Source organism: Synechococcus lacustris str. Tous (assembly GCF_003011125.1).
Lineage (GTDB): Bacteria > Cyanobacteriota > Cyanobacteriia > PCC-6307 > Cyanobiaceae > Synechococcus_D > Synechococcus_D lacustris.
Map to the genome: position 1 here is coordinate 1 of NZ_PXVC01000020.1, position 22,806 is coordinate 22,806.

General features: G+C 53.0%; 24 protein-coding genes, 2 tRNA genes and 1 pseudogene. 17 read left to right on the forward strand and 10 right to left on the reverse strand.

Going from position 1 to position 22,806, the window contains the following annotated elements:
* Window positions 1–51: 51 nt before the first annotated feature.
* Window positions 52–327 (forward strand): annotated as a pseudogene (gene petD, locus C7K08_RS06210) (cytochrome b6-f complex subunit IV); the annotation flags it as partial.
* A gap of 16 nt (window positions 328–343) precedes the next feature.
* On the opposite strand, the gene mtnC reads toward petD, so the two are convergent.
* The 4 genes from mtnC to C7K08_RS06230 are packed head-to-tail and all read right to left on the reverse strand — an operon-like array spanning window position 344 to window position 2,752.
* On the reverse strand, window positions 344–1,060 hold the full coding sequence (mtnC, locus tag C7K08_RS06215) for an acireductone synthase (RefSeq protein WP_106499781.1): 717 nt from the start codon (window positions 1,058–1,060) through the stop codon (window positions 344–346).
* A complete protein-coding gene (gene mtnB / locus C7K08_RS06220; RefSeq protein WP_241537095.1) occupies window positions 1,057–1,677 on the reverse strand; it encodes a methylthioribulose 1-phosphate dehydratase in 621 nt (206 codons plus the stop codon). Before mtnB ends, mtnC begins: the two co-directional genes overlap by 4 nt.
* Window positions 1,671–2,537: a DNA-formamidopyrimidine glycosylase gene (locus tag C7K08_RS06225; RefSeq protein WP_106499783.1), complete on the reverse strand. Its 867-nt coding sequence runs from the start codon at window positions 2,535–2,537 to the stop codon at window positions 1,671–1,673. Before C7K08_RS06225 ends, mtnB begins: the two co-directional genes overlap by 7 nt.
* 5 nt (window positions 2,538–2,542) lie before the next feature.
* Window positions 2,543–2,752, reverse strand: a complete 210-nt coding sequence (locus C7K08_RS06230; protein WP_106499784.1) for a photosystem I reaction center subunit IV — start codon at window positions 2,750–2,752, stop codon at window positions 2,543–2,545.
* 177 nt (window positions 2,753–2,929) lie between these two features.
* Between C7K08_RS06230 and C7K08_RS06235 the strand changes: the two genes are divergently transcribed.
* Together C7K08_RS06235 and C7K08_RS06240 are read left to right on the forward strand one after the other, a co-directional pair.
* A complete protein-coding gene (locus tag C7K08_RS06235; protein ID WP_241537101.1) occupies window positions 2,930–3,892 on the forward strand; it encodes a hypothetical protein in 963 nt (320 codons plus the stop codon).
* A 38-nt stretch (window positions 3,893–3,930) separates the two neighbouring features.
* Window positions 3,931–5,604 (forward strand): RecQ family ATP-dependent DNA helicase, encoded by a 1,674-nt coding sequence (locus C7K08_RS06240; protein ID WP_241537096.1) that lies wholly within the window; start codon window positions 3,931–3,933, stop codon window positions 5,602–5,604.
* 526 nt (window positions 5,605–6,130) lie between these two features.
* On the opposite strand, the gene C7K08_RS06250 is transcribed toward C7K08_RS06240, so the two are convergent.
* Complete coding sequence (locus C7K08_RS06250) at window positions 6,131–7,495, reverse strand: aldehyde dehydrogenase family protein (protein WP_106499786.1); 1,365 nt, start codon at window positions 7,493–7,495, stop codon at window positions 6,131–6,133.
* Window positions 7,496–7,578: 83 nt separating this feature from the next.
* Between C7K08_RS06250 and C7K08_RS06255 the strand changes: the two genes are divergently transcribed.
* From C7K08_RS06255 to C7K08_RS06275, 5 genes are read left to right on the forward strand one after another with little or no spacing between them, the layout of a single operon-like run.
* The gene (locus tag C7K08_RS06255; protein WP_106499809.1) at window positions 7,579–8,604 is read left to right on the forward strand and encodes an amino acid ABC transporter substrate-binding protein; all 1,026 of its coding nucleotides are present in this window, start codon (window positions 7,579–7,581) and stop codon (window positions 8,602–8,604) included.
* Between the two features lie 7 nt (window positions 8,605–8,611).
* The gene (locus C7K08_RS06260) at window positions 8,612–9,574 is read left to right on the forward strand and encodes an ABC transporter permease subunit (RefSeq protein ID WP_423218685.1); all 963 of its coding nucleotides are present in this window, start codon (window positions 8,612–8,614) and stop codon (window positions 9,572–9,574) included.
* Window positions 9,571–10,773, forward strand: coding sequence for an amino acid ABC transporter permease (locus C7K08_RS06265; protein WP_106499787.1), 1,203 nt, complete (start codon window positions 9,571–9,573; stop codon window positions 10,771–10,773). The genes C7K08_RS06260 and C7K08_RS06265 overlap by 4 nt, the downstream gene beginning before the upstream one ends.
* Window positions 10,770–11,516, forward strand: a complete 747-nt coding sequence (locus C7K08_RS06270) for an amino acid ABC transporter ATP-binding protein (RefSeq protein ID WP_106499788.1) — start codon at window positions 10,770–10,772, stop codon at window positions 11,514–11,516. The genes C7K08_RS06265 and C7K08_RS06270 overlap by 4 nt, the downstream gene beginning before the upstream one ends.
* Window positions 11,516–12,547 (forward strand): DUF475 domain-containing protein, encoded by a 1,032-nt coding sequence (locus C7K08_RS06275; protein WP_106499789.1) that lies wholly within the window; start codon window positions 11,516–11,518, stop codon window positions 12,545–12,547. The genes C7K08_RS06270 and C7K08_RS06275 overlap by 1 nt, the downstream gene beginning before the upstream one ends.
* 322 nt (window positions 12,548–12,869) lie before the next feature.
* Here C7K08_RS06275 and C7K08_RS06285 read toward each other — a convergent pair.
* Both C7K08_RS06285 and C7K08_RS06290 read right to left on the reverse strand, forming a co-directional pair.
* Window positions 12,870–12,941, reverse strand: a tRNA-Thr gene (locus tag C7K08_RS06285).
* 7 nt (window positions 12,942–12,948) lie between these two features.
* Window positions 12,949–13,030, reverse strand: a tRNA-Tyr gene (locus C7K08_RS06290).
* A gap of 68 nt (window positions 13,031–13,098) precedes the next feature.
* Between C7K08_RS06290 and aroQ the strand changes: the two genes are divergently transcribed.
* Window positions 13,099–13,542, forward strand: a complete 444-nt coding sequence (gene aroQ / locus C7K08_RS06295) for a type II 3-dehydroquinate dehydratase (RefSeq protein WP_106499791.1) — start codon at window positions 13,099–13,101, stop codon at window positions 13,540–13,542.
* Entirely contained in the window at window positions 13,539–14,162 is a 624-nt protein-coding gene (locus C7K08_RS06300) for a MiaE family protein (RefSeq protein WP_423218686.1), read from the forward strand. The genes aroQ and C7K08_RS06300 overlap by 4 nt, the downstream gene beginning before the upstream one ends.
* A gap of 14 nt (window positions 14,163–14,176) precedes the next feature.
* On the opposite strand, the gene C7K08_RS06305 is transcribed toward C7K08_RS06300, so the two are convergent.
* Window positions 14,177–14,719 carry a 1,2-dihydroxy-3-keto-5-methylthiopentene dioxygenase gene (locus C7K08_RS06305; RefSeq protein WP_106499812.1) on the reverse strand — a complete coding sequence of 181 codons (543 nt, stop codon included), beginning with the start codon at window positions 14,717–14,719 and terminating at the stop codon, window positions 14,177–14,179.
* A gap of 96 nt (window positions 14,720–14,815) precedes the next feature.
* Between C7K08_RS06305 and C7K08_RS06310 the strand changes: the two genes are divergently transcribed.
* Both C7K08_RS06310 and C7K08_RS06315 read left to right on the forward strand, forming a co-directional pair.
* Window positions 14,816–15,565 (forward strand): SAM-dependent methyltransferase, encoded by a 750-nt coding sequence (locus C7K08_RS06310; RefSeq protein WP_241537097.1) that lies wholly within the window; start codon window positions 14,816–14,818, stop codon window positions 15,563–15,565.
* Complete coding sequence (locus C7K08_RS06315) at window positions 15,562–16,194, forward strand: DUF4079 domain-containing protein (RefSeq protein ID WP_106499792.1); 633 nt, start codon at window positions 15,562–15,564, stop codon at window positions 16,192–16,194. Before C7K08_RS06310 ends, C7K08_RS06315 begins: the two co-directional genes overlap by 4 nt.
* On the opposite strand, the gene C7K08_RS06320 is transcribed toward C7K08_RS06315, so the two are convergent.
* Complete coding sequence (locus C7K08_RS06320) at window positions 16,147–17,937, reverse strand: glycosyltransferase family 2 protein (protein ID WP_241537098.1); 1,791 nt, start codon at window positions 17,935–17,937, stop codon at window positions 16,147–16,149. The two genes, C7K08_RS06315 and C7K08_RS06320, sit on opposite strands and share 48 nt — an antisense overlap.
* A 242-nt stretch (window positions 17,938–18,179) precedes the next feature.
* On the reverse strand, window positions 18,180–19,148 hold the full coding sequence (gene dusB / locus C7K08_RS06325; protein WP_106499794.1) for a tRNA dihydrouridine synthase DusB: 969 nt from the start codon (window positions 19,146–19,148) through the stop codon (window positions 18,180–18,182).
* Window positions 19,149–19,160: 12 nt separating this feature from the next.
* Between dusB and C7K08_RS06330 the strand changes: the two genes are divergently transcribed.
* From C7K08_RS06330 to C7K08_RS06350, 5 genes are read left to right on the forward strand one after another with little or no spacing between them, the layout of a single operon-like run.
* Complete coding sequence (locus C7K08_RS06330; RefSeq protein WP_106499795.1) at window positions 19,161–19,556, forward strand: DUF1823 family protein; 396 nt, start codon at window positions 19,161–19,163, stop codon at window positions 19,554–19,556.
* Window positions 19,557–19,603: 47 nt separating this feature from the next.
* Window positions 19,604–20,965, forward strand: coding sequence for a ribosome biogenesis GTPase Der (der, locus tag C7K08_RS06335; RefSeq protein ID WP_106499796.1), 1,362 nt, complete (start codon window positions 19,604–19,606; stop codon window positions 20,963–20,965).
* The gene (locus C7K08_RS06340; RefSeq protein WP_106499797.1) at window positions 20,965–21,831 is read left to right on the forward strand and encodes an energy-coupling factor transporter transmembrane component T family protein; all 867 of its coding nucleotides are present in this window, start codon (window positions 20,965–20,967) and stop codon (window positions 21,829–21,831) included. Before der ends, C7K08_RS06340 begins: the two co-directional genes overlap by 1 nt.
* A 23-nt stretch (window positions 21,832–21,854) precedes the next feature.
* Complete coding sequence (locus C7K08_RS06345; RefSeq protein ID WP_106499798.1) at window positions 21,855–22,121, forward strand: PipX family protein; 267 nt, start codon at window positions 21,855–21,857, stop codon at window positions 22,119–22,121.
* 3 nt (window positions 22,122–22,124) lie between these two features.
* Window positions 22,125–22,805, forward strand: coding sequence for a YggS family pyridoxal phosphate-dependent enzyme (locus tag C7K08_RS06350; protein WP_106499799.1), 681 nt, complete (start codon window positions 22,125–22,127; stop codon window positions 22,803–22,805).
* Window position 22,806 lies beyond the last annotated feature (1 nt).

Genomic DNA, 22,806 nt, shown 5'->3' on the forward strand with positions numbered 1-22,806 from the left:
TGATCCATTTGCCACCCCCCTTGAAATTCTGCCTGAGTGGTATTTGTATCCGCCACCCCCCTTGAAATTCTGCCTGAGTGGTATTTGTATCCGGTTTTCCAGATCCTGCGGGTGGTGCCAAATAAATTGCTTGGCATTGCCTTGCAAACCATGATCCCCCTGGGTTTGATGTTGATTCCTTTCATCGAAAGTTTCAATAAATTCCAGAATCCATTCCGCCGCCCTGTGGCAATGGCTGCCTTTTTATTCGGCACCTTCTTTACGATTTACCTGGGTATTGGAGCCTGTTTGCCAATCGATAAGTCTCTCACCTTGGGCCTCTTTTGATTTTAGTTAGTTAGTTTTAGTCTCCTAGTTCAAGTTCCAAACTGCTGAAGCTTGTAACCACGTTAAACAAGATATTGTCAATTATAAATTTGTTTCCAGCGCGCTGGCTGCCACAGGTTTGGTAGCCAGCTTTTTTTGCAGCATTTAATTCTTCTGGTGCATCACTAATGAATAGCAAAGCATCAGCTGGGATCGCCATGGTTTTCGCCAGCTGTGAATAGCTGAGCTGATCTAGTTTKGAKCCCAAACGGGTATCAAACCAGTTGCTAAATAGTTTGCTTAGATCGCCCGCTGAGCTATKGCTATAGAGCAATTTTTGTGCTGCCACTGAGCCTGAGGAATAAACAGCTAGTTTTAAACCMATTTGATGCCAGTTGTTTAATGCCTTGCCAACATCATCAAAGAGGGGYGCTTTTAGCTTGCCGGCGCCATAGCCCTCTTGCCAGATTATGCCTTGTAGTTCCTTTAAAGGGCTGAATTTGCGATCTTGTTTAATCAGCCATTGCAGGTAGCTAGCTATTTCTTTAGGTGCCCCCTTTGTTGGCTCAATTTGCATCGCTTGCTTTACCTCATCCCATAACTCCTTTAGTTGTTCATCCTGGCTATGTTCAGCTACAAATTTTGGTAAGGCCTGGTGGGCATAGGGGAAAAGTTCATTGGCAACAAAATCAATCGGGCAGGTGGTGCCCTCTATGTCGAGCACCACACCTTTTAAGCCATTGAACTTGATCATGGCTTTATTCCTAAGCCTTCAAGTATTAATTGTCGCCACTTTTGCTCCAAWAGGAATTCGATAATTTCAAGATGGCGTTTWGCCTGAAATAAATTTTCACCCCAGGCATATAAGCCATGGCCAGCGATCAAAATTCCCTTTGGAGCCCCTGGCAATAGCGGTGCAGCCGCTGCGCTTAATTCGGCAAGATTTTGATTATTTGCAAGCACTGGCAGCAGCACACTTGTGGCGTGGCTTTTGATCCCTTCAAGGCCCTTAAGCATTTCTAGATTGCTTAATTCCAGCCCCCCTTTTGATAACGCCCATTGCGATAACAGGGTGCCAGCTTGGGAATGGCTATGCAGCACAGCACCTGCGTTGCAATATTGAACAATTGCAAGGTGCATCAGGGTTTCGGCGCTGGCTTTGCCACTGCCCTCAAGCACCGTTCCCGCTCCATYCACCAAGATCAGTTCGCTCTCTTKGAGCTGCCCCTTATCCACGCCACTGGGTGCCATCCATAGTTGCAATGGATCGCGCTGCAAAACACAACTGAAATTACCGCCGGTGCCATCGCACCAGCCCCTTTGCTGCACGGCAGCCATCACTTCAATGAGGGCTGCTTTGGGATTCAGCATTGACACGTAGGGCACCAGTGACTGCTTCTGCCACCTAGTTTCTCTCGCCGCAGGATGCTGCCGCATTTACGGCATGGTTCACCACCGCGGCGATAAACCCAAGCCACACCTCCATAGTTACCGTTATTGCCCTTTAGATCACGGAAGTCGCTAAAGGTGGTGCCACCGGCGCCAATGCTGGCCTGCAACACCTCCACCAAGCAGCTGTGTAATTTTTCAAGTTGAAGCAATGAAAGCTTGCCACTGGCGTTGTGGGGCTGAATGCCGGAGAGAAACAGGCTTTCATCCGCATAAATATTGCCCACCCCCGCCACTAGGGATTGATCAAGCAGGGCATTTTTGATTGGTCTGCTTGAGCCTTTCAGGCGCTGCCTYAGGTAGTTGGCATTGAAGGCAGTGCTAAAAGGTTCCGGCCCTAACCGTTGCAGGCCAGTGATTATTTGCTCAGTGGCAMAGCCCATGGGCACAAACCAGAGTTCGCCAAAGGCSCGCAGATCAACAAAACGCAACTCCCTCGCTTCTGCYTGGGGGCCGTGGCGTCCAAAAAACTGCACCCTTGTGTGGGCGCAGGCGGGCTTTTCAGCTTGTTTAAACCACTGGAATTGGCCCGTCATACGCAGGTGGGCCCCCAGTTCACCGGCGGGCTCGCTGCCTCGGCTCAAGGATGCGATCAAATACTTACCGCGCCGCCGCCAGGCGCTGATGCAGCATCCGGCTAGGCCTGCTGCAAAACCATCCGGATCCCCCTTAGGGGCCGCTACGGCACGGCTGCGTAATACGCAAACCTCGTCCACCACAAAACCATCCGCCTGCTGCTCAAGGCCGCGGCGGACGGTTTCAACCTCTGGAAGTTCAGGCACCCACTTCAGGCGGGATCGAGTTCAGCTTCCGAAAAGTTGTTGGTGTTGATGCCGCCATCAACGCCGGAAAAACCGTTGTAGTTCACCTTTTCAAAGCGCACCACCACTGGGTAGCGGATGCCTGAGGTGTCGATAGAAGCCACGGTTCCCACTTCGTTGAACCAATAGGACTCAGGACGCTTGATGCGCACCTTGTCGCCGCGGGAAATTGCCATCGCAGGGCCAGGGTTAGATCTGTCTGCCTGAAATTACCTAACCCAAGCCCCAATGCCGATCTCCCGTCATGATTCGTCGCGGCCTTTGTGCAATTTGTTTTGGTAGCTGCTCCCTCCCTGGAACCACCGGTGCTCCACCTAGACCTGCCTGATCCTGGTAGGGATGATCTCAGCAGCATGGAATTCCATGCTCGCCTCGAGCAGGCATGGGAGCTTTGCGATCGTTTCGACCTCCAAACCGAAATTTGGCGTGGTCGCATTCTTGGCTCCGTGCGCGACCGTGAAAAGCGCGGTGGCGAAGGCAGGGGTGCTGGCTTTTTGCAGTGGTTGCGCGAACGGGAAATCAGTAAAACCAGGGCCTATGGCTTAATTCAGCTTTCTGAATCAGCCGACAGCCTCGTGGGYGGTGGCCTCTTGCAGGAAACCAGCGTTAAYAATTTTTCTAAGCGCGCTTTTTTAGAAACAGCCCAGGCAGAYCCTGAAGTGCAGCAAYTAATTAGTGAAGCTGCCAATGAAGGCCAACAGATCACCCGCACCCAGGTGCGTCGCCTCAGTGATGAATACACCTCCGCCACCAGTGAACTGCTGCCCCAGGTGATCCGAGAGCGCACCCAGCAGAACCTCCTGCCGCCCAAGGTGGTGGCACCGCTGGTGCGGGAATTAGCGCGGCTTCCAGAAGCGCAACAGGAAGATCTGCGCCGGGTATTGAAAGAGGAGCCAGAGATTGAAAGGATTAAAGACGTAACCCTCACCGCCCGCTGGCTCACCAAAGCGGCAGAAGCTGGCTTGGCGGTGCGGGCCCTGCAACATGAATCCATCGACCTGGAAAAGGCGATGCAGGAGGCCCAACGCCTAGACATGCTTGGTTTGGTTGCTGATGTGGTGGGACAAGCGCAGCAATTGGAACAGGCAGTGCTCAAGCTCCACACCAGCTGGCGGCGGCTCGGCGGTTTACACGAACGGCTATGGCTTGAAAGCGGCAGTAGCACCCCCTATCTGCGCAGCCTCCTGCAGGGTTTGGAAAGCCTTAGTGGCTCAAACCTGAGGGTTTCCCTTGGTGAGCTGGCCGGTGGCAAAAAACTGCGSYTGCAATTGGTAGAGGAAGCMGCAGATCAATTGGAAGCACCTCCAATGCCCTAGGGCCTTGCCTGGCCATAACCAGCCGGTATGGTCCGCCGGTGAGCACTTTTAAAGCAGAAAACCCAAGCGAGTTAGCCCCTGAGGGGGATCGGTTGCTTGAAACCCTTCGCAATAATTTCGGCCATAGGCATTTCCGACCCGGCCAGCGGGAGGTGGTGGAAGCSCTTTTGATGGGCCGCGATTGCCTAGCGGTGTTACCCACAGGGGCGGGTAAATCCCTYTGTTATCAATTGCCCGCTTTGGTGCGCCAGGCCCTTGTKGTGGTGATTTCACCCCTGGTGGCTTTGATGCAGGATCAAGTGGCTCAGATGCAGCGCAGGGGCATTGCCGCCGCTTGTTTGCACGGGGGWTTGAGCCCKGAGCAGCATCAACAATTACAGCTGCAATTGCAGCAACGCCAATTAAGGCTCCTGTATTTGGCGCCTGAACGCCTGAAGGGAGAAGCCTGCAGGCGCATGTTGGAGGAGCTCATCTACCAGGGCCAGCTGGTGGCGATTGCAGTGGATGAAGCCCATTGCATCAGCGCCTGGGGCCATGATTTYCGCCCCGACTACCGCCGGCTTGGCCAGTTGCGGCGCCTGTGCCCAGGGGTGCCTTTGGTGGCCTTGAGYGCCACGGCCCCGGCKCGGGTGCGGGCAGATGTAATTCGTTTATTGGAATTGAAAMGGCCTTTGATCCAAGTGCGTTCTGCCCGCAGGCCAAATCTTGCCTACCGGATGATGTGGCGCCCTGAGGATCCATTGGCTTTTGTTCTTGATGCGGCTAGGGCGGCCCGCGGTGCGGTGCTGATCTACACCCGCACCCGCAGGGGGGTGGAACGCTGGGCGAACCTGTTGCGCAATGCAGAAATGCCAGCTTTGGCTTACCACGCCGGCATGGACGCTGAAAGTAGGTTGCTGGCCCTGCAACAGTTTCAGCAGGAACCCCGGCCGGTGTTGGTGGCCACCGTTGCTTTTGGTATGGGGGTAGATAGACCTGATGTGGGCTTGGTATTACATCTGGAGCTCCCCTCTAGCCCAGAGGGCTATCTGCAGGAATCGGGCCGGGCTGGCCGGGATGGCAARCCRGCTGAAGTGGTGGTTTTATACCGCGATGGCGACCGCAGCAGCCTGGCCTGGGCCATCAATGCAGCCAARGATCCAGAGAGCAAGTTGCGCAGCCGCCAGGCCCAAACCCAATTGAGGCTGATGGAATCCGTGGCAGAGGGGGCCAGYTGTAGACAACAGGCTYTATTGGCGGCCGTGGGGGAATTGGCCCCCACCTGCGGGAAATGCGACCGCTGCCTTAAGCCTTTAAMCCTCATTAATAACGCCGCGGCGGCGATCGAATTACTAAAGCGTTTAGCCCTGGCACCAAAGGGCTTGGAAGCGGTTGGCTTGGCGGCTGAATTTGCTAGCGATGATCAGCCAGCTGCCCTATGGCGCTGGCACCTGCGGCGCCTGGTGGAGCTGGAATTGCTGGCCGACAGCGGCTCCGGGAARCATGTGTATCTCACGGAAGCTGGCGAGCAACTACTGCGGCAGCCCAGGCCTCTGATTTGGCCTGAGCCACCGGTTCAACTATGGGATCAACYCTTTTGTAAGGAGGTGTCGCGGCAAACGGCACCCACCAGTTCTTTCTCAAATTCTTGCGAGGGGGCTTCCCAAGCTTTCCAGGCTCCTGCTGGCCCGGTTACGTTGAGTTTCTTGGCACCGCAATTAACGGCCACATAAAGGGGTTGCCCTTCTTTATTGATGCTTGGTGCCACAAGGCTGCCAGCCATGGTGCGCCAGTTTTTCCAATCCACCTGCAARGGYCCGTARTGGCGCCAGTCGGGGGTTGCTGATTTCTTGGCAAGCAGCAGGGGAGTTGCTGGTTTTGTTTCTACWGGTTTAACAACAACTGGTTTTGCCTCCACTGGTTTAACAACAACTGGTTTTGTTTCTTGGGATTTCAGTGCAATGGGTTTTGCCTGCACKGGCAGTTTYAAGGCGGTGCCAATTTTTACYTTGTTTGGATCTTCGATGCTGTTGATGCTTATGAGGGTTGCCATGGGAACGCCATAAAGGCGTGAGATGGCGCTAAGGGTTTCTTTTGGCTGCACCACGTGGACGGGTTCCTCTGCCCGCAGGGGCAAGGCGGCAACCAGCAGCAGCAGGGCCAACAGGGGGGCGCGCATGGCTAGTGAAAGGAGGTGAAAGGGTTAGTGGCCGCACCTTAAAGAGCCTGGCGAGAAGCGCCAGTCCCCCTTGCCGTTGTTTAACCAAGAAAATGGCGCAACCAGCTAAGACGCCTKCCGTAAGGGGGGTAGCGAAAAGGTAGATCGAGTTGGAAGGGGCGTTGCAACACCGACCGTTGCTGGGAAAAGGTTTCAAATCCGCTGCGGCCATTGCCGTAACCCATGCCGCTTGCCCCCACCCCACCAAAGGGAAGGCTGGCGATGCCGGCTTGCAAGATCACATCGTTAAAAACCACGCCACCCGATTGGCTGCTTTGCAGCACTTCTGACTGGGCCTTGCCACTGCGGCTAAATAAATAAATCGCCAGGGGCTGGGGACCTTGGTTCAGCTTTGAAAGGGCGGCATCTAGATCGGCCACCTCCAGCAGTGGGAGCAATGGCCCAAAAATTTCTGCCTGCATCAAGGGATGGTTTTCGCAGCAGGCCACAAGGGTGGGTGCGAAATAAAGATTTTGGCGATCCCTCTCWCCACCGCAGATCAGSTCAGCGCCCTCCAGCAGGGCTGAAAGGCGATCAAATTGGCCTTGGTTAACCACCCTGCCATAGCTGCTTGAAAGGCTGGGATCAGGGCCAAAAAATGCTGCAATGGCAGCGGTTATTGCCTTTTCCAACGGTTTCCTTAGCCCCGGTGTTACCAACACGTGATCGGGCGCAACGCAACTCTGCCCGGCATTAAAAAATTTGCCCCAAGCAATCCGTTTGGCACTTACTTCAAGATCGGCGTCATCAAGAACGATGCAAGGGTTTTTGCCCCCGAGTTCAAGCGTTACTGGAATCAATTGGGCCGCGGCTGCCTTAAGCACCTGGCGCCCAGCTTCAGCGCCGCCAATGAAAAAGACATGGTTGAAAGGCAGTTTTAGTAGGGCTTGGGCCGCATCTATACCCCCCTGAACAACCGTTGCAACGSTGGCATCAAAGTATTCAGCCACCAGCTGAGCCAGCAGTGCTCCCACATGGGGTGCCAATTCCGATGGCTTCAGCACTGCGGTGTTACCGGCAGCTAGGGCAGATACCAGGGGTTTCAGCAGCAACATCAGCGGGTAGTTCCAGGGGGCAATCACCAGAACGCAGCCCAGGGGTTGCGGTTGAACCCAAGCCCGCCCCGGCTGATAAACCAATGGCAATTGCATTGGTTTTGGCGCCATCCAACGGCGCAGTTGCCGTTTCGCCAAGTTCAGCTCATCCCGCACGATTGAAATTTCGAGGTAGGCCTCGAATTCCGGTTTGCCCAAATCGGCGGCCAAGGCAGCCATTAGCTGCTCTTCGTGGCCTGTGAGTAAGAGGCGTAAGCGCTCTAGTTGCCCCAGTCGCCAAGCCAAGGAACGGCTATGGCCCTGGGCAACCAGCAACCGCATCGGTGCGATTTGAACGGTTTGAACAGCCATGGGGAAGGGATGCGCTTAACGTTTGAAAAATTTTTGAGAGCGCTGTGAAAAGTTGCTTAAAGGCCCCTTGGGCAATTCTGCTCATGGGCCTAACCCTGGCCCTGGCAGGCTGCGGCGGTTCTGGGGAAGGGGTTGGCGGCGGGCGTTTAGATGCGATCAAAGCGCGGGGCAGCCTCACCTGTGGTGTAGAMGGCAAACTGCCAGGGTTTAGCTATCAAGATAATTCAGGTAAATACGTTGGTATCGATGTGGATGTGTGCAGGGCTTTAGCTGCTGCATTATTTAATGATCCCAACAAAGTTGAGTATCGAGAACTAACTTCTAGCGAGCGCTTTACGGCCCTTGCCAGTGGAGAGGTTGATGTGTTGTCACGCAATACCACCCGCACCCTTAGCAGGGATGCCAAAGGTGGAAATGGCCTGGAATTTGCACCAACAATCTTTTTTGATGGCCAGGGGGTGATGGTGCCATTAGCCAGTGGCATAACAAACCTTAAGGATTTGGCTGGTAAAACAATTTGCGTTGAAAATGGCACCACCACWGAGTTGAATTTGGCCGATCGCTTTCGCGAGCTTGGCGTGCCATATACCCCAGTTAAATATCAAACCGGTGATCAAACCTATGGTGCTTACCTGCAAGGAAGATGCGCGGCTGTAACCAGTGATCGCTCTCAATTAGCCGCAAAAAAAACTAGCTTCCCCGATCCGGCTGCCCATACGTTGCTTCCCGATGTACTTAGTAAGGAACCTTTGGGCCCMGTAACTGTAAATAACGATTCSGGCCTCAGCGATGCYCTGCGCTGGGTGATATTTGCCACTATGCAGGCGGAGGAATCARGTATTGATTCAAATAATCTCAAGCAGAAGTTAGCCTTTGCTAAGGCCAATCCAAATCAGGCTGATCTGCGCCGTTTTCTTGGYGTGGAGGGCGACCTGGGCGAACAGCTGGGGCTAAGCGCAGATTTTGTGCCAAGGGTTATTGCCAGTGTTGGCAACTATGGYGAGATTTATGAACGTAATGTAGGYAAAGCTTCACGGCTGAAGCTGGAGCGGGGTTTGAATAATTCCTATAAAAATGGTGGYTTGATCTATTCACCACCCTTCCGTTGAGTTARTGGTGAGTTTYCCTTCAATGCCGGTGCCATGGTGGCGTGATAATCGCAAGCTGGGCTGGTTGATCCAGCTGGCAGCAGGTTTATTTTTATTGCTTGCAATTGCTCTGTTGCTGGGCAATTTAGAGCGCAATCTCGCCCGCGCTGGCCTGCGGCTCACCCTTGGCTGGTTAAATCAACCAGCTGGTTTTGATATTGCTGAAACGCTTTTGCCCTATCGGGCAAGYGATAGCTATGGCCGCGCCTTGTTGGCTGGTTTTGTTAATACTTTGCGGGTGGTGGTTTCCGGTTTAGTGCTTGCCACTGCCCTCGGTGTGGCTGTTGGTGCYGCCAGCTTTAGTGGYAACCCATTACTWCGCGGTGTTACCAGGRTTTAYGTGGAATTRRTTCGYAATATYCCCTTGTTRTTGCAATTGGTATTTTGGTATTTTGCCGTTTTTCTTAGCCTGCCTTCTGCTGATCAAGCCCTGCAGTTACCAGGTATGCAGCTTGCTAAGAGCGGCATTTATCTATTTGGTGCAGATTTAGTTAATGGAGAATTAGTAGGGGGGCTGAGSCTTTCTTTGGAGCTGGCCGCTCTGTTAACGGGCCTTGTTATTTATTCCGCTGCGTTTATTGCAGAGGTGGTGCGGGGTGGGATTGCCTCMGTACCCCTTGGCCAATGGGAGGCTGCGAAGTCCTTGGGTTTAAAGCCTTTGCAAATTTTGCGCCTTGTGGTGCTTCCCCAGGCCTTGCGGGTAATAGTTCCKGGGCTTAATAGCCAATATATTTCACTGGCTAAAAACTCATCATTGGCTGTTGCAATTGGCTATCCAGATCTTTATGCCGTTGCTGAAACTACCCTTAATCAAACCGGCCGCGGCATCGAGGTTTTTCTGTTGTTATTAGTGGTTTATTTAATGCTTGATTTAGTGATTTCAGTTGTGATGAATGCGATTGATCGTTTGGTGAGGTTGCAGGAGAGATGAAGCGGCTAACCATAAGCCTGAGGCGTCAATTATTTGCCACTCCCGCCGATGGCATCATCACCGTTGGTTTGCTCGCTTTGCTTTCGTGGGCCGGCTGGGGTGTGCTGAATTGGGCAATTAATAGTGCCCARTGGTTAGTGGTGCGCGCCAATGCSGCGGCCCTCACCATCGGCCGCTATCCAGAGGCTCAGGAATGGCGCCTTTGGTTGCTTTTGGGCATGCTCACAAGTTTGGCTGGCCTTAGTTGGGGGCGGCTGCGGGGCGCCAGCGGCTGGCCCCTTAATGATCGGATCGCCGCTGGTTTGTTGCTGGYACTCGCGGTAGGGGTGCCGCCCCTGCTGGCATWTGGGCCCTTAAACCAAATTCGCGTGCTGTTTTTACTGTTGATTTTGTTGCTTGGGCGGCTGGCATTTAGCCATCGGCTTAGCCAAGCCTYAAGCAAGCGTTTTGGTGATTGGTGGGCCTTGATCTGGGGCGTGGCTTACGTGTTTGGTTTGTGGTTAATAGCCGGGGGGCTGGGGTTGCAAGCGGTGCGGCCAAGTGATTGGGGGGGCTTGCTGTTCACCTTATTAATCACCAGCCTCACCCTCTTGCTCGCCTTGCCTTTGGGGGTAATCCTCGCGCTTGGGCGCCGTAGTTCCTTGCCCCTATTTCGCTACATAAGCGTTGGGATCATTGAATTAATTCGAGGTGCACCACTAATAACCTTGTTGTTTCTTGGCCAGAACCTAGTTGGTTTTCTTGCCCCMAATGGCCTCGCTCCCGATCGGGTGTGGCGGGCAACAGGGGTATTAACTGTTTTTGCCGCCGCCTAYTTGGCGGAGGCTATCCGCGGTGGCTTAAATGCCATTMCCCGCGGTCAATTTGAAGCTGCCCGCTCCCTTGGGCTATCCAGTTTTCACACCATGGCGCTGGTGGTGTTGCCCCAGGCATTAAAAGTGGCGCTACCGGCGATGGGAGGCCAATGCATCTCCCTGCTGCAAGACACAACCTTGTTATCAATTATTGGCCTATTCGACCTCTTAGGCATAGCCCGCAGCGTTCTGGCTAATCCAGATTGGTTGGGGCGTTATGCGGAGGTTTATTTGCTCTTGGCAGTGCTCTACTGGTGTTCCTGTGCGGCATTGTCTTTAGGTAGCCGCGCTTTGGAAAAACGGCTTGCCTCCCCTGGCCTCCAATCCATTCCTAAACCCCAATGAACGCAACTAAGCAATTAATGATTGAAGCYAAAGGGGTKCAGAAGTGGTAYCCCAATGGTTTTCATGCYCTYAGGGGRGTTGATTTAGAGGTGMATCGCGGTGAAAAGGTGGTGATTATGGGCCCCTCTGGTTCTGGCAAAAGCACCTTTTTACGYACTTTTAATGCCTTRGAGGATTATCAAGAAGGCACAGTTGTRGTAGATGGAATGGARCTWAATAACGACTTGCGCAATATCGATGCTGTGCGTAAAGAGGTGGGAATGGTATTTCAACAATTCAATCTTTTCCCCCATYTATCRGTGCTTGATAACYTGTTGCTGGCGCCTATTTGGGTGCGTAAGCGCAACCGCGCTGAGGTGGAGCAGCAGGCATTGGCCCTATTGGAGCGAGTGGGCATTGCTGAACAGGCCCATAAGTTCCCCGGTCAGTTAAGTGGCGGCCAGCAGCAACGGGTAGCTATTGCAAGGGCCCTGTGCATGSAACCCCGCTTGATGTTGTTTGAYGAACCCACCAGTTCTTTGGATCCTGARAAGGTGAGGGAGGTGTTGGATGTGATGCGCCAACTGGCGATTGATGGCATGACGATGGTGGTGGTAACCCATGAGGTGGGGTTTGCCCGAGAGGTGGCAGATAGGGTGGTTTTGATGGATGAGGGCCGGGTGGTGGAAATAGCGCCGCCGGATCAATTTTTCAACCATCCCGAACACGAGCGCAGCAAGCGCTTTTTGGCACAAATCCTCTAATGCAGCGTTATCTCAAGTATTTGGTTTTCCCTCTGGGCTGTTGCGCCTTGGGCCTTGCTTTGGTGCTTGGCATGGCGGGGCTGGAGGCGGCTTGGATCACCTTTGTGTTGTTGCTGTTGGAGATTTCCCTCTCCTTTGATAACGCAGTTGTTAATGCCAGGGTGCTGGATCAGCTCACCGCAGGTCAGCAACGATTTTTTCTTACCTGGGGATTGGTGATCCCTGTTTTTGGTGTGCGGTTTGCGGGACCCCTCGCTTTGGTGTGCCTTGCCGGTGGCGTGGGGGTTGGCGAAGCTCTTGATGCTGCCTTGCATAATCCGCAGCATTACAAGGAATTRTTAGATCTKGCCGAACCAAGAATTTTGGCCTTTGGCGGTATGTTTTTGTTGATGGTATTTTTGCGCTATTTCTTTAAYGAAGCTAAAACATTGCATTGGCTTAAGCCATTGGAACGTCGCCTAAGTGCGGCGGGAAGRGTTGAGGCATTGGAGGTGGCATTGGCATTGATTTTATTRCTGCTTTTAGTAGCTGCTCTGCCAGTGCGTTTGCATGGGGAGGTTTTAGTGGCAGGGGTGATTGGCTTGGTATTGCAATTATTAAGCACATCAATAGCGGAAGCCTTTGGCAGTGAGGAGGAAGCGGCAGGCCGTTTAGCAGCAGGCGGGGGGTTGGCCAGTTTGCTTTATTTAGAATTGCTAGATGCCTCCTTYAGCTTGGATGGCACTATTGGTGCATTTGCGATTACTACTAATTTACCTTTAATTCTTACTGGCTTGGGTTTAGGGGCCCTGTTTATACGGTCTTTAACCCTTATGTTGAGCCGYGAAAAAGCCCTAGATAGTTTGGTTTATTTAGAGCATGGCGCTCACTATGCCATCGGCGCCCTGGGGCTGCTTATGTTATCTGGAATTCTTTTAAAGCAATGGCATATGCATCTACCTGAATGGCTGAGTGGTTTGATTGGTGTTGTTTTACTTCTACTGGCATTATTTGATTCTTTGCGCCACCGCCGCAATGTTTCAATTCAATAGAAATCCACTGGCCAGCCACCCCAGCCACCCCAACCAAAGCCGTCATAATCGTTGTTTATTCCCCAGTTTGGAGCATTCCAGCTGGATGGAGATTCATAGGGGCCAGGTCCCTTTGGCCCAGTGAGGCTGTTTATATTTAARAAGGGYTCRGTTTGAATTTTACACGGACATATGCAGCTTCCAGTRTTGCTTTGATAGCCAACTGTTGGTGGATTGCAAGCRCAGCTGCAGGCTTGGGCAATCAGGCTGAAGGCCAATAAAAAARTTTCCATTTACCGATTRTATAACTTTTAATCTTGAAWAACTTTAATTTKAACTTAAAAGCCCTTGACGAGAATTGAACTCGTGACCTCTCCCTTACCAAGGGAGTGCTCTACCGCTGAGCTACAAGGGCGTGTGGATGGGCCGGGTTGGATTTGAACCAACGTAGGCAGAGCCAGCGGATTTACAGTCCGCCCCCATTAACCACTCGGGCACCGACCCGCACCACACCCAAAGAATTTACCAGCGCACCCTGCTGCCCATACGATCAGTAAAGAAACGCTGCTGCCATGCGGATCCTCGTGCTGCACGGACCAAATTTAAATCTGCTTGGTAGCCGAGAACCAGGCCTCTACGGCAGCCATAGCYTGGCGGAAATCAACGCTGAATTAAGCCAAAGGGCCCTGCTCCTAGGGGTTGAGCTCACTTGCTAYCAAAGCAACCATGAGGGGGCATTGGTGGATCGCATCCAGCAGGCCAGTGGCGAGGCGGATGGCATCTTGATCAATGCRGGYGCCTACACMCACACTTCTATTGCTTTGCGTGATGCSYTGCTTGCGGTGGCGTTGCCTTATGTGGAGCTTCATCTGAGCAATGTGCATGCCCGCGAGGAATTCAGGCAAACCTCTTACCTTGCTGATCGGGCATTGGGTGTGATCTGTGGTTTTGGTGTCGCCAGCTATTACCTGGCCCTAGAAGCGGTGGTGGGCCACCTAAAGGCAAAAAACCAGTGATTAGTGCAACGCCCACSCCAATTCGTTGGTTGGTGCGCCCCAGCAGCCGCCRCTGGCTGGAGCAGGCGATTGCCCAACCGGAGCACCTACTAATCGACCATGCCCATTGCGARCGCAAAGCGGCAGGTGCTGCGCTGCAATTGATGTTTAGATATCCATCCAATGAACTATTGGCAGCGGTGTTAAGCCCATTGGCGCAGGAGGAGCTAGCCCATTTCGATCGGGTGCTCACCTTGCTGCAAAAGCGGGGGATTGCCCTAAGACCCCTGGCGGCACCACCCTATGGCGCTCAACTCGCGGGTTATATCCGCAAGCAAGAGCCATTGCGCCAGCTGGATACATTTTTGGTGGCTGGCTTAATAGAAGCCCGCAGCCATGAAAGGATGGCCCTGCTTGCTAGCAACCATCCCGACCAGGAATTAAGGGAGCTATATGGCAACCTACTTTCAAGTGAAGCAAAACATTTCGGCCTTTACTGGATGCTTTGTGAACGATATTGGCCAAGGCCGCAAATTATTGAAAGATTAGAGCAGTTGGCCCTGGCGGAAGTGGCTGCTCTAACAGGTGAACTGGCAAATCCAGAGGATTTACGTTTYCATTCCTTTGGGGTGGAACTTTAATAGGTTGGATTTTGTTAGTCAGCCAGCAAAGGGTAGTATTTCGCAATTTGATCACCGCTAAATTCTGCAACCCAGCCATCGGGATTATYAAAAAAGCGGATCGCGCAAAATTCTGGATTTTCACCCATRTCAAACCAATGTTTAGTGCCAGCTGGCACACTTATCCAGTCATTGCGTTCGCATAAAACCTGTAAAACTTCATCGTTTATGTGTAAACAAAATAAACCGCGGCCCTCCACAAAAAAACGCACTTCGTTTTCTGCGTGGGTATGTTCAGCTAAAAATTTTTGGCGTAATGCAACCCGATCTGGGTGGGTTGGTTKCATGCGAATYGCATCGATGGTTTGATAATTGCCGTTTGCTTGCACCCKGGCGATTTCCGGCCCGTAGGCCCTAAGTATTTCCTCCGCTTCTGCATTRCTGCTTAGGTTTACCGKCGCTKGCCAACGTTCAAAGCCAATCCCTTTKTCAGCCAGGGTTGCTGCGATCACAGCGGGATCAATGCTGCTAAAAGATGGTTGRGGAGCTCGTTGRCCTTCTGGTTGCTGCTGCTGCAGATCTTCCCGATGCCTATAAACAGTGAGTTTGCTCACGGCAGMTGTTTTGAACGTTTATTACCAGCAGCTTAGAAAGGTATCTGCGGTGGATTCCATTTGAAGGCGGCGGCAGCCCTAACCCTTGTGGGGGTTGGGCCAGGTGATCCAAACCTATTAACGGTTGCAGCAGTGCAAGCCATCGCTAAAGCAGCTGTGGTGGCCTACCCCGTGGCCCAGCCAGGCGCTGAAGGTATGGCGGCTCGCATAGCCGCTCCGTGGATTACTGAGCAGCGTCAYCTACCGCTGCTTTTCCCGATGGTGGCAGCAGCGGCACCACGGCTTGCGGCTTGGCGCACAGCTGCAGATCTATTAGCGGCGGAGCTKGCTAGGGCTGAGCAGCTGGTGTTGCTCTGTGAAGGGGATGCCTCCCTATTTGCCAGTTGCTCCTATGTGCTCCTGGAGCTTGCAAGCCGCTATCCCCAATGGCCTGTTTCTGTTATTCCAGGAATTACGGCAGTGGCTGCTGCAGCGGCAGCCGCATCCAGTTTGGGGATGCCCTGGCCCCTGGCTTTGCAAGATGAGGGCCTTTTGATTCGCCCCACCCCTAATAGCCAAGCAGCGCTCGAGTTATTGCTGGAGCAAGCCAAAGCAAGCAACACCGTGCTTGCTTTRTTGAAGTTGGGTGAACGTTGGCTATGGGTGCAACCTGTGCTTGAGGCCCGAGGTTTACTAGCTGCCAGCTTGTTTGCCCAGCGGGTGGGTTGGCCGGATCAACTGTTGCTGCCAGCTTCTGAAGTGCCAGCAGCACAGAGGCCYTATTTTTCCTTGTTATTGATTCGCCAAAACTGGCCTGAGGTATTGCCTTGACAGCAATTAATTGGTTGGCGCTGTTGCATCCAGTGTTGATGATTCTGTTTGTTTACCCAGTGGTGGGTGCAACGATTCGGCTTGGTTTATTGGTTCGTGAAAGGCGTTTGGGGATCACCAAACAGCTGGCGGCGGTGCCGGTTGAACATTCAGACCATGGCCGATGGCTCACCGTGGCGGTGGTGGTGGTGGTGCTGATTGCTTTTGTGTATTCATTCCTTAAAGCTTGGTTTGATCCCGCTTTGGCTTTCAGCGGTGGCCTGCAACGGTTGGCCCTGCTGCTGCTGGTGGCGGCAGGCAGCTTGGGCTCAGTGTTGGCGCTAGCGCAGGTAAAACGCCCACCATTAAGGGCAATTTTTGCGCTGCTCACCTGGGCTGGGGTGCTTGGCCTTGGCAGTGAGCCAGAGATTTGGCGCCTTAGCGACAACCCATTTAGTGCTGGTTTTTGGGGCTCCCATTATTGGAGTGGTGTATTACTAACGGGCTTACTACTTTTCTCATTGGCGGCAAGGCCAGAAATCCATAGTTCAGTTCGTATGCGCAGATTGCATGTAACTAGTAATGTTTTAGTGGCGATACTTTTAGCTGTGCAGGCAATCAGCGGCACCCGTGATCTGTTGGGGTATTAAACTTCTACTGCCTGCTTTGGGAGTTTTTGGAAACCAGGMTAGGCGGCTTAATAATATAAAAAATGTTTTCCATTCAGGCGCTGCCTGCCGATCCGGCCAAGCCWTTGGTCGGCTGAACAACCAGTTCTTTAGGGCCTTTACCTCTTCCAGGTTATTTGCAAGCCAGTTAACACTTAAAATTGAGCCTGGAGTTATTARGCCAAGCGGTATTGCCATTGGCAMTMTTGTTCCAGAGGTTTCATCATCTAGYATTAGTTTCCAGCCAGGGCCTTKGGGCCATGCRGATTTACAGCGTAAATCCGCACCTTTTTCGCTAATTGCATCGATTTCAACTGGAAATTTTTTGCCAGCTGGGTTTAATARATAAGCTTCCATATGAATCTTGAACCAGGGTGTGGGGTCGGGGCAGGGGCGATCCCAGCACACCCTTAATGCCACCAAYAGGCCAASYAAATTTAAGCTTGCCCAAAACAAACCTAAACCTGAACCCGCATCTGTTCTTATATTTAGGGCGCTGATAATTGCCAGAAGATTTATCCCATTTAGTAGCATCAACACAAGCAGCGGCATTGCYAGTTCSATTGCAATACCCCCCTTTTCCCGCACCCTATGTTTTGGTGTAATTCGAAAAGGTAATATTTTTCCTGCCAGGCTCAGGAAAACAGTGCTTGCCAARGGAATAGCAAGAACCCAGCCTGGYAATTCTGCTAATAAAGCATGGCGGCTGCCGCGATTTAACCAGCCCACACTCAATAAAAATGCCAACCACAGCGGTAAAAGATTAGTAAGAAGTGCTGTTGTTGTGAAATGCACRGGCAGCACTCCAAGTAAACCAATGCTCAGGGGCATAAGTAATAATATTAATCGTGGAATAGTGTTAAACCAATGCAAGGCTCCTTCTAAATAAACCAGCCKTTGTTTCATGCTTAAGCCCTTAACTCGCAAGGGGCCTTGGGGTAATCGAAGCGCTTGAATTGTGCCTGCTGCCCAGCGTTGGCGTTGCCGCACAAAATCCAACATTGTTTCAGCGGCTAGGCCAGCGCTTAGCTTTTCGGCGGTATAAAGCAGTCGCCAACCCTTTGCCGTGAGGGCGGTGCCGGTAACAAAATCCTCTGAAATCGCATTTTCGATAAATCCGCCCACATCATCAAGGGCGCTGCGGCGTGCCACAAATGAAGTGCCTGCGCAAACCACTGCACCCCAGGCACTACGCACTGGTTCAATCCAGCGGTAAAAGCTTTCTTCATCAGGAAGCAGCCAAGCTTCTAAGCCAAGGTTCCTCATTATTGGATCGGCATTGAAAAAACATTGGGGAGTTTGCACAAGGCCAACATTGGGCTCCATTAATAAACCAATGCAACGGTTGAGAAAATGTTTTTGTGGGATGAAATCTGCATCAAAAACTGCCACCAGTTCGCCAGTGGCATTAGCTAAACCTGCATTTAGGTTCCCCGCCTTGGCCCCTGAGCAACCACTGCGGTGCTGATAGCAACAGCCATATTGTGCTGCTAATTCTTTAACTTCCGCTCGCCCGGCATCATCCAAAACCCATAGGGTTCGATTCTTATATATGAGCTGATTGCAACCTTGAAGACAGCGCTCTAATACCTGTAATGGCTCGCCGCAGGTGGGTATCAATACGTCAACCCAGGGACGCCAATCGCTGGCTTCCCACTGAGCTTCTGCCTTAATTGCAGCAAGCCTGCCATCGCCATAGGGCTTCCACGAGAGCAAAATAGGCACGAGCCCACTTATTAGCAGCCATGCTTCTGCTGTTAAGAGCAACAGGCTTAAAAACGTAGAGGTTGGGCTTTCAAGGTTGAGGCTTTCTGTGCATCGCCAGTRCAGATATCGCAAGCTGARTAGGCTWAGAAGCAGSAATAAACTGCGGCGCATCCAGAGGGGACGTTTCTCCTCTGGKACCCGGCTTAGCAGAATTGGCCAAAGTAGCGCCAGCCAGATAACAACATCCATTAATAGTTTTCCTAATGCTTTCCATAAGTGGGAGCAAAATTTGCTTGTGCCTGGTTTAACAAGTTTTGGGCCGCCGCTGCCGTGGGGGCGCGCATCAAGGCTTGGCGCAACTGCGCAGCRCCACTGAAACCGTTGCAGGTCCAGCCCATGTGTTTGCGGGCGATCATCAGCCCGTGGTCGCCCCATTCACTAATAAGCATTTGCAGATGTTCGCCAGCTAAGGCCAAACGCTCTTGGCTGCTGGGTTCACCAGGATCAGGCTCACCATTGAGCGYTGCCTGCAAACGGCCCACCAGCCATGGCGCCCCCATGCTGGCCCTACCCACCATCACCCCAGCGGCACCGGTGATTTCAAGGCAGCGTTTTGCATCACTTGGGCTTGTGATGTCGCCATTRGCAATTACTGGTATGCGCAGCTGCTGCCTTACAGCTGCGATCGCTAGCCAATCGGCTTTGCCYTTAAAGCCCTGCTCCCGGGTGCGGCCATGTAAACAAAGCCTTTGGGCACCCGCTTCTTGAAGCAGTAAGGCAAAACCAATTGGGTTAGCTGAATTACCGCACCACCCCAACCTGGTTTTAACGGTTACGGGCACCTGAACTGCTTTGGCAACAGCTTCCACTATTTGGGCTGCTAATTCAGGGCTGCGAATTAAGGCGCTGCCGCCACCTTTACGGGCGATTTTGCGTACGGGGCAGCCCATATTGATATCAATTAGCACCGCACCACTTGCTTCCGCCCTACGGGCAGCCTCCGCTAAGGCAGTGGGGCGATGATCAAACAACTGCACCCCAACGGGGCCTGGTTCATTTGCCAGTTCTTCTACTTTGTAGCGGCCATGGCCCATTTCCAGGCTGGTGGCATTCACCATTTCAGTGAACAGCAGGGCATCGGGAGCCCAGCGCCGCACGAGCGAGCGAAAGCAACGGTCGCTYACCCCGGAGAGGGGAGATTGCAAAACTATTGGGGTAGCAATTTGCATTCAGTAGTTCCGATGGCAGCAGACCTAACCATTAATGATGAAATCCTTTGGCAAATCCTTGATGATCAGCTAAGTGATCGCCAGGTTTGTGAATTGATTTGGAAGCGCTTGGGTTATCAGCCGAGCAATTTAAATTTTGATGGGCATTCAMCTGAAAATCCATGGCCAGCGGGGCCACTAACCCCAGCCCAGTGGCGTGAAGCCTATCCATCTGCCCCTGATTTCATTGCCAATAGGCCTCCGGTTGTGATGCTCACCCGTTCCATACCGGCTGATTTAAAGCAATTGTTGAAGGAKGAAYTGGGTTTCAAAGGTTATCGAATAGGAGAATTGCAGCCGCGGCTAACCCGCAGAGCAACGGCAGTTAGCTGGCTATTGGCTTGGCGCCGCCAACAAATGAGTGTTTAGGCAGGCATGTAGGGTCGGTTAAATAGGTAACAGAGAGGAAAACAGCCGTGGCCCTGCCGGTGGTGGCAATCATCGGGCGTCCCAATGTGGGTAAGTCCACCTTGGTTAATCGGCTTTGCCGTAGCCGAGATGCCATCGTGCACGACCAACCGGGTGTTACCCGCGACCGCACATACCAGGAAGGCTATTGGGCTGATCGCACCTTCAAGGTGGTTGATACCGGCGGCTTGGTTTTTAACGACGACAGTGAATTTTTGCCTGAAATACGCGAGCAAGCCAAGCTCGCCATGGCAGAAGCAGCTGTTGCTGTTGTGATTGTGGACGGCCAACAGGGCCTCACCGCCGCCGATGAAAGCATCGCCGAATGGTTGCGACACCAGAATTGTCCGGTGTTACTTGCGGTTAATAAATGCGAGTCGCCCGACCAGGGCCTCGCCATGGCTGCCGATTTCTGGACCCTTGGCCTTGGTGAGCCCTATCCGGTTTCCGCCATCCACGGGGCTGGCACCGGTGAACTACTCGATAAGGTGATCAGCTTTTTGCCTGCCAGCCAAGAATTAGAGGGCCTGGAGGAACCGATCCAATTGGCCATTATCGGCAGGCCAAATGTGGGTAAAAGCAGCATCCTCAATTCAATTTGCGGCGAAAATCGAGCCATCGTTAGCCCCATTAGGGGCACCACCCGCGACACGATCGACACCAGCATTGAACGGGAGGGTAAAACCTGGAAGCTGCTTGATACAGCAGGTATTCGCCGCCGTCGCAGCGTTTCCTATGGCCCTGAATTTTTTGGCATCAATCGCAGCTTTAAGGCGATTGAACGCAGTGATGTGTGCGTTTTGGTGATCGATGCAGAAGARGGGGTAACRGAGCAGGATCAAAGGCTTGCTGGCCGCATAGAAGAAGACGGCCGCGCCTGTGTGGTGGCAGTRAATAAGTGGGACCTTATTTCCAAAGACAGCCACACCCTGCCCGCCATGGAAAAGGAGTTGCGCTCAAAGCTTTATTTCCTTGAATGGGCGCCAATGTTGTTCATATCTGCGCTCACCGGCCAACGGGTGGAGCGCATTTTCCCATTGGCCGCCCTTGCGGTGGAGCAACATCGCCGCCGGGTGAGCACTTCAGTGGTAAACGAAGTKCTCAAAGAAGCYCTTAGTTGGCGTACGCCCCCCACCACCCGAGGTGGCCGCCAAGGCAAGGTTTAYTACGGCACCCAAGTGGCAGTGCGGCCGCCAAGTTTCACCTTATTTGTGAACGATCCAAAGTTGTTTGGTGATACCTATCGCCGTTATGTGGAACGTCAAATCAGAGAGGGTTTGGGCTTTGAAGGTTCTCCCCTGCGCTTGTTTTGGCGCGGTAAGCAACAGCGTGATGCCGAAAGGGATCAATCGAGGGCTGCTGAACGTTGATGGATTGGCTGCGGCAACTTCCCATTGGCCAATATGTAGCTGGTGGGGGCTGGTTAAGGCAGCTGGATCCRCGCCTTAAGTTCCTTTGGAGYTTGGCTTTTTTAYTAACGCCAGTGCTGGCGGGGCCCGGCTGGCGCTTGGCCCTAGTGGTGCTTTTGCTGGCGCTTACTTTTTGCAGTGGCATCGCCCTGCGGGTTTGGCAACGCAGTTTGCCSGCCCTAKTGGCCTTAAGCCTGGCGGTGGGTTTACTGGCTGCATTTTTGCCCAGTGGCCAGGAAAGAYYCCTRCCGCTGCAACGCCCCCCTGTGGAGCAAAAGTTGCCCGCCCCGCCAGCCTGGGTGCTTTTTCAGGCGGGCCCTTTGCGCATCACTAAACGCTCGGCTGAGTTGGGTTTAAACACGGCAAGTTTRCTTTTTACGGTGATGCACAGCGCCAATCTGTTGCTGGTGAGCACCCCACCGGAGGAGTTGGCCTGGGGGATTAGTGCCCTGCTGCGGCCCTTGGAGCGCCTGGGGGTGCCGGTGCAAAAACTCGGCTTTCAATTGCTGCTGGCGCTTCGATTTGTGCCGCTTGTGCAGGAGGAATTGCAAAACCTCACCCGTGGGCTGGCTACCCGCGCTTTGAACCTGCGGCAGCTTGGCTGGAAACAGTTGCTGGGGCTTGTRTTAGCCCTTGGTGAGAGGCTGCTKGCCAATGTGTTGCTGCGGGCGGAACAGGGGGCTGAGGCCCTATTGGCCCGCAGTGATCTGTGGCGATCGCCAGCGGCATTGCGGGTGCCCCGCAAACCATTGATCTGGTTGGATGGGATGGGCCTTTTGGCTTTGCTGTTGCTTATGGCGCTGCGAATGCGTTTTGGCAGCCTCTGAGATCTTCCACGGAGCAAGCCCCTGTGAGTGCTGAGCGTTACCTAAACCATCCCACTTTTGGTTTGCTCTATCGGGTGTGTCCGGCTGGGGAAGCCCAGGAGGTTTATGCCACKCTTTAYGCCCAGCGCATGTTTTTCCGGGTAAGCCACCACGGCCGCGGCGCTAATTTCGACTCRATGCCTTTGCTTGATGCCCGCCATCTGGCTGAGCAAAATCTGTTGAGGGAGCGGCGYAATCGTTCTGTTGATTTACCGCTGTGGCAGAAGTTGTTTGATCAAACTTTCATCTAAACCGTGGATTCGTTAGTGCAGCGCTATGGGCAGTTGCGGCGTGAGCTGCCTGCYTCTGTGCAGCTACTGGCCGTGAGCAAGGGGCAACCMGCCGATGCTGTGCGGTTGCTTTATGAACTAGGCCAMCGCAGTTTTGGCGAAAGTAGGTTGCAGGAAGCGCAAGAAAAGCAAGCTTTATTGGCAGATTTAGTTGATATCGAYTGGCATTTTATTGGCAGATTGCAAACCAATAAGGTGCGGCCAGTGCTGGCCAGATTTAGCTGCCTGCATAGCGTTGATAGTTTGGAATTAGCAAAACGCATCAGCCGCATTGCCCTTGAGGAGGGCCATAGCCCCAAGCTTTATGYCCAGGTGCAGCTGCGTTTAGATCCAAATAAGGGTGGATTTCAGTTGGATCAATTGCGCCAGCAGTGGCCGCAATTGCAGGAACTASCTGGCGTTGCTTGGGTGGGGGTAATGCTGATTCCGCCCCAGGATTTAGGAACTGATGAACTAGCCCAAATTTTTAAACAGGGGGCCAGYCTTGCGGCAGAGCTGCAATTGCCCGGTTCTTCGATGGGCATGAGCAACGATTGGCCCCTTGCGGTGGCAGCGGGCAGCACCCTGGTGCGGCTTGGCAGTGGCCTATTTMAACAGCAATCTGTAACCAAGAACTTGCAAGTGCATTCAGGGGGCGCTATCTAGG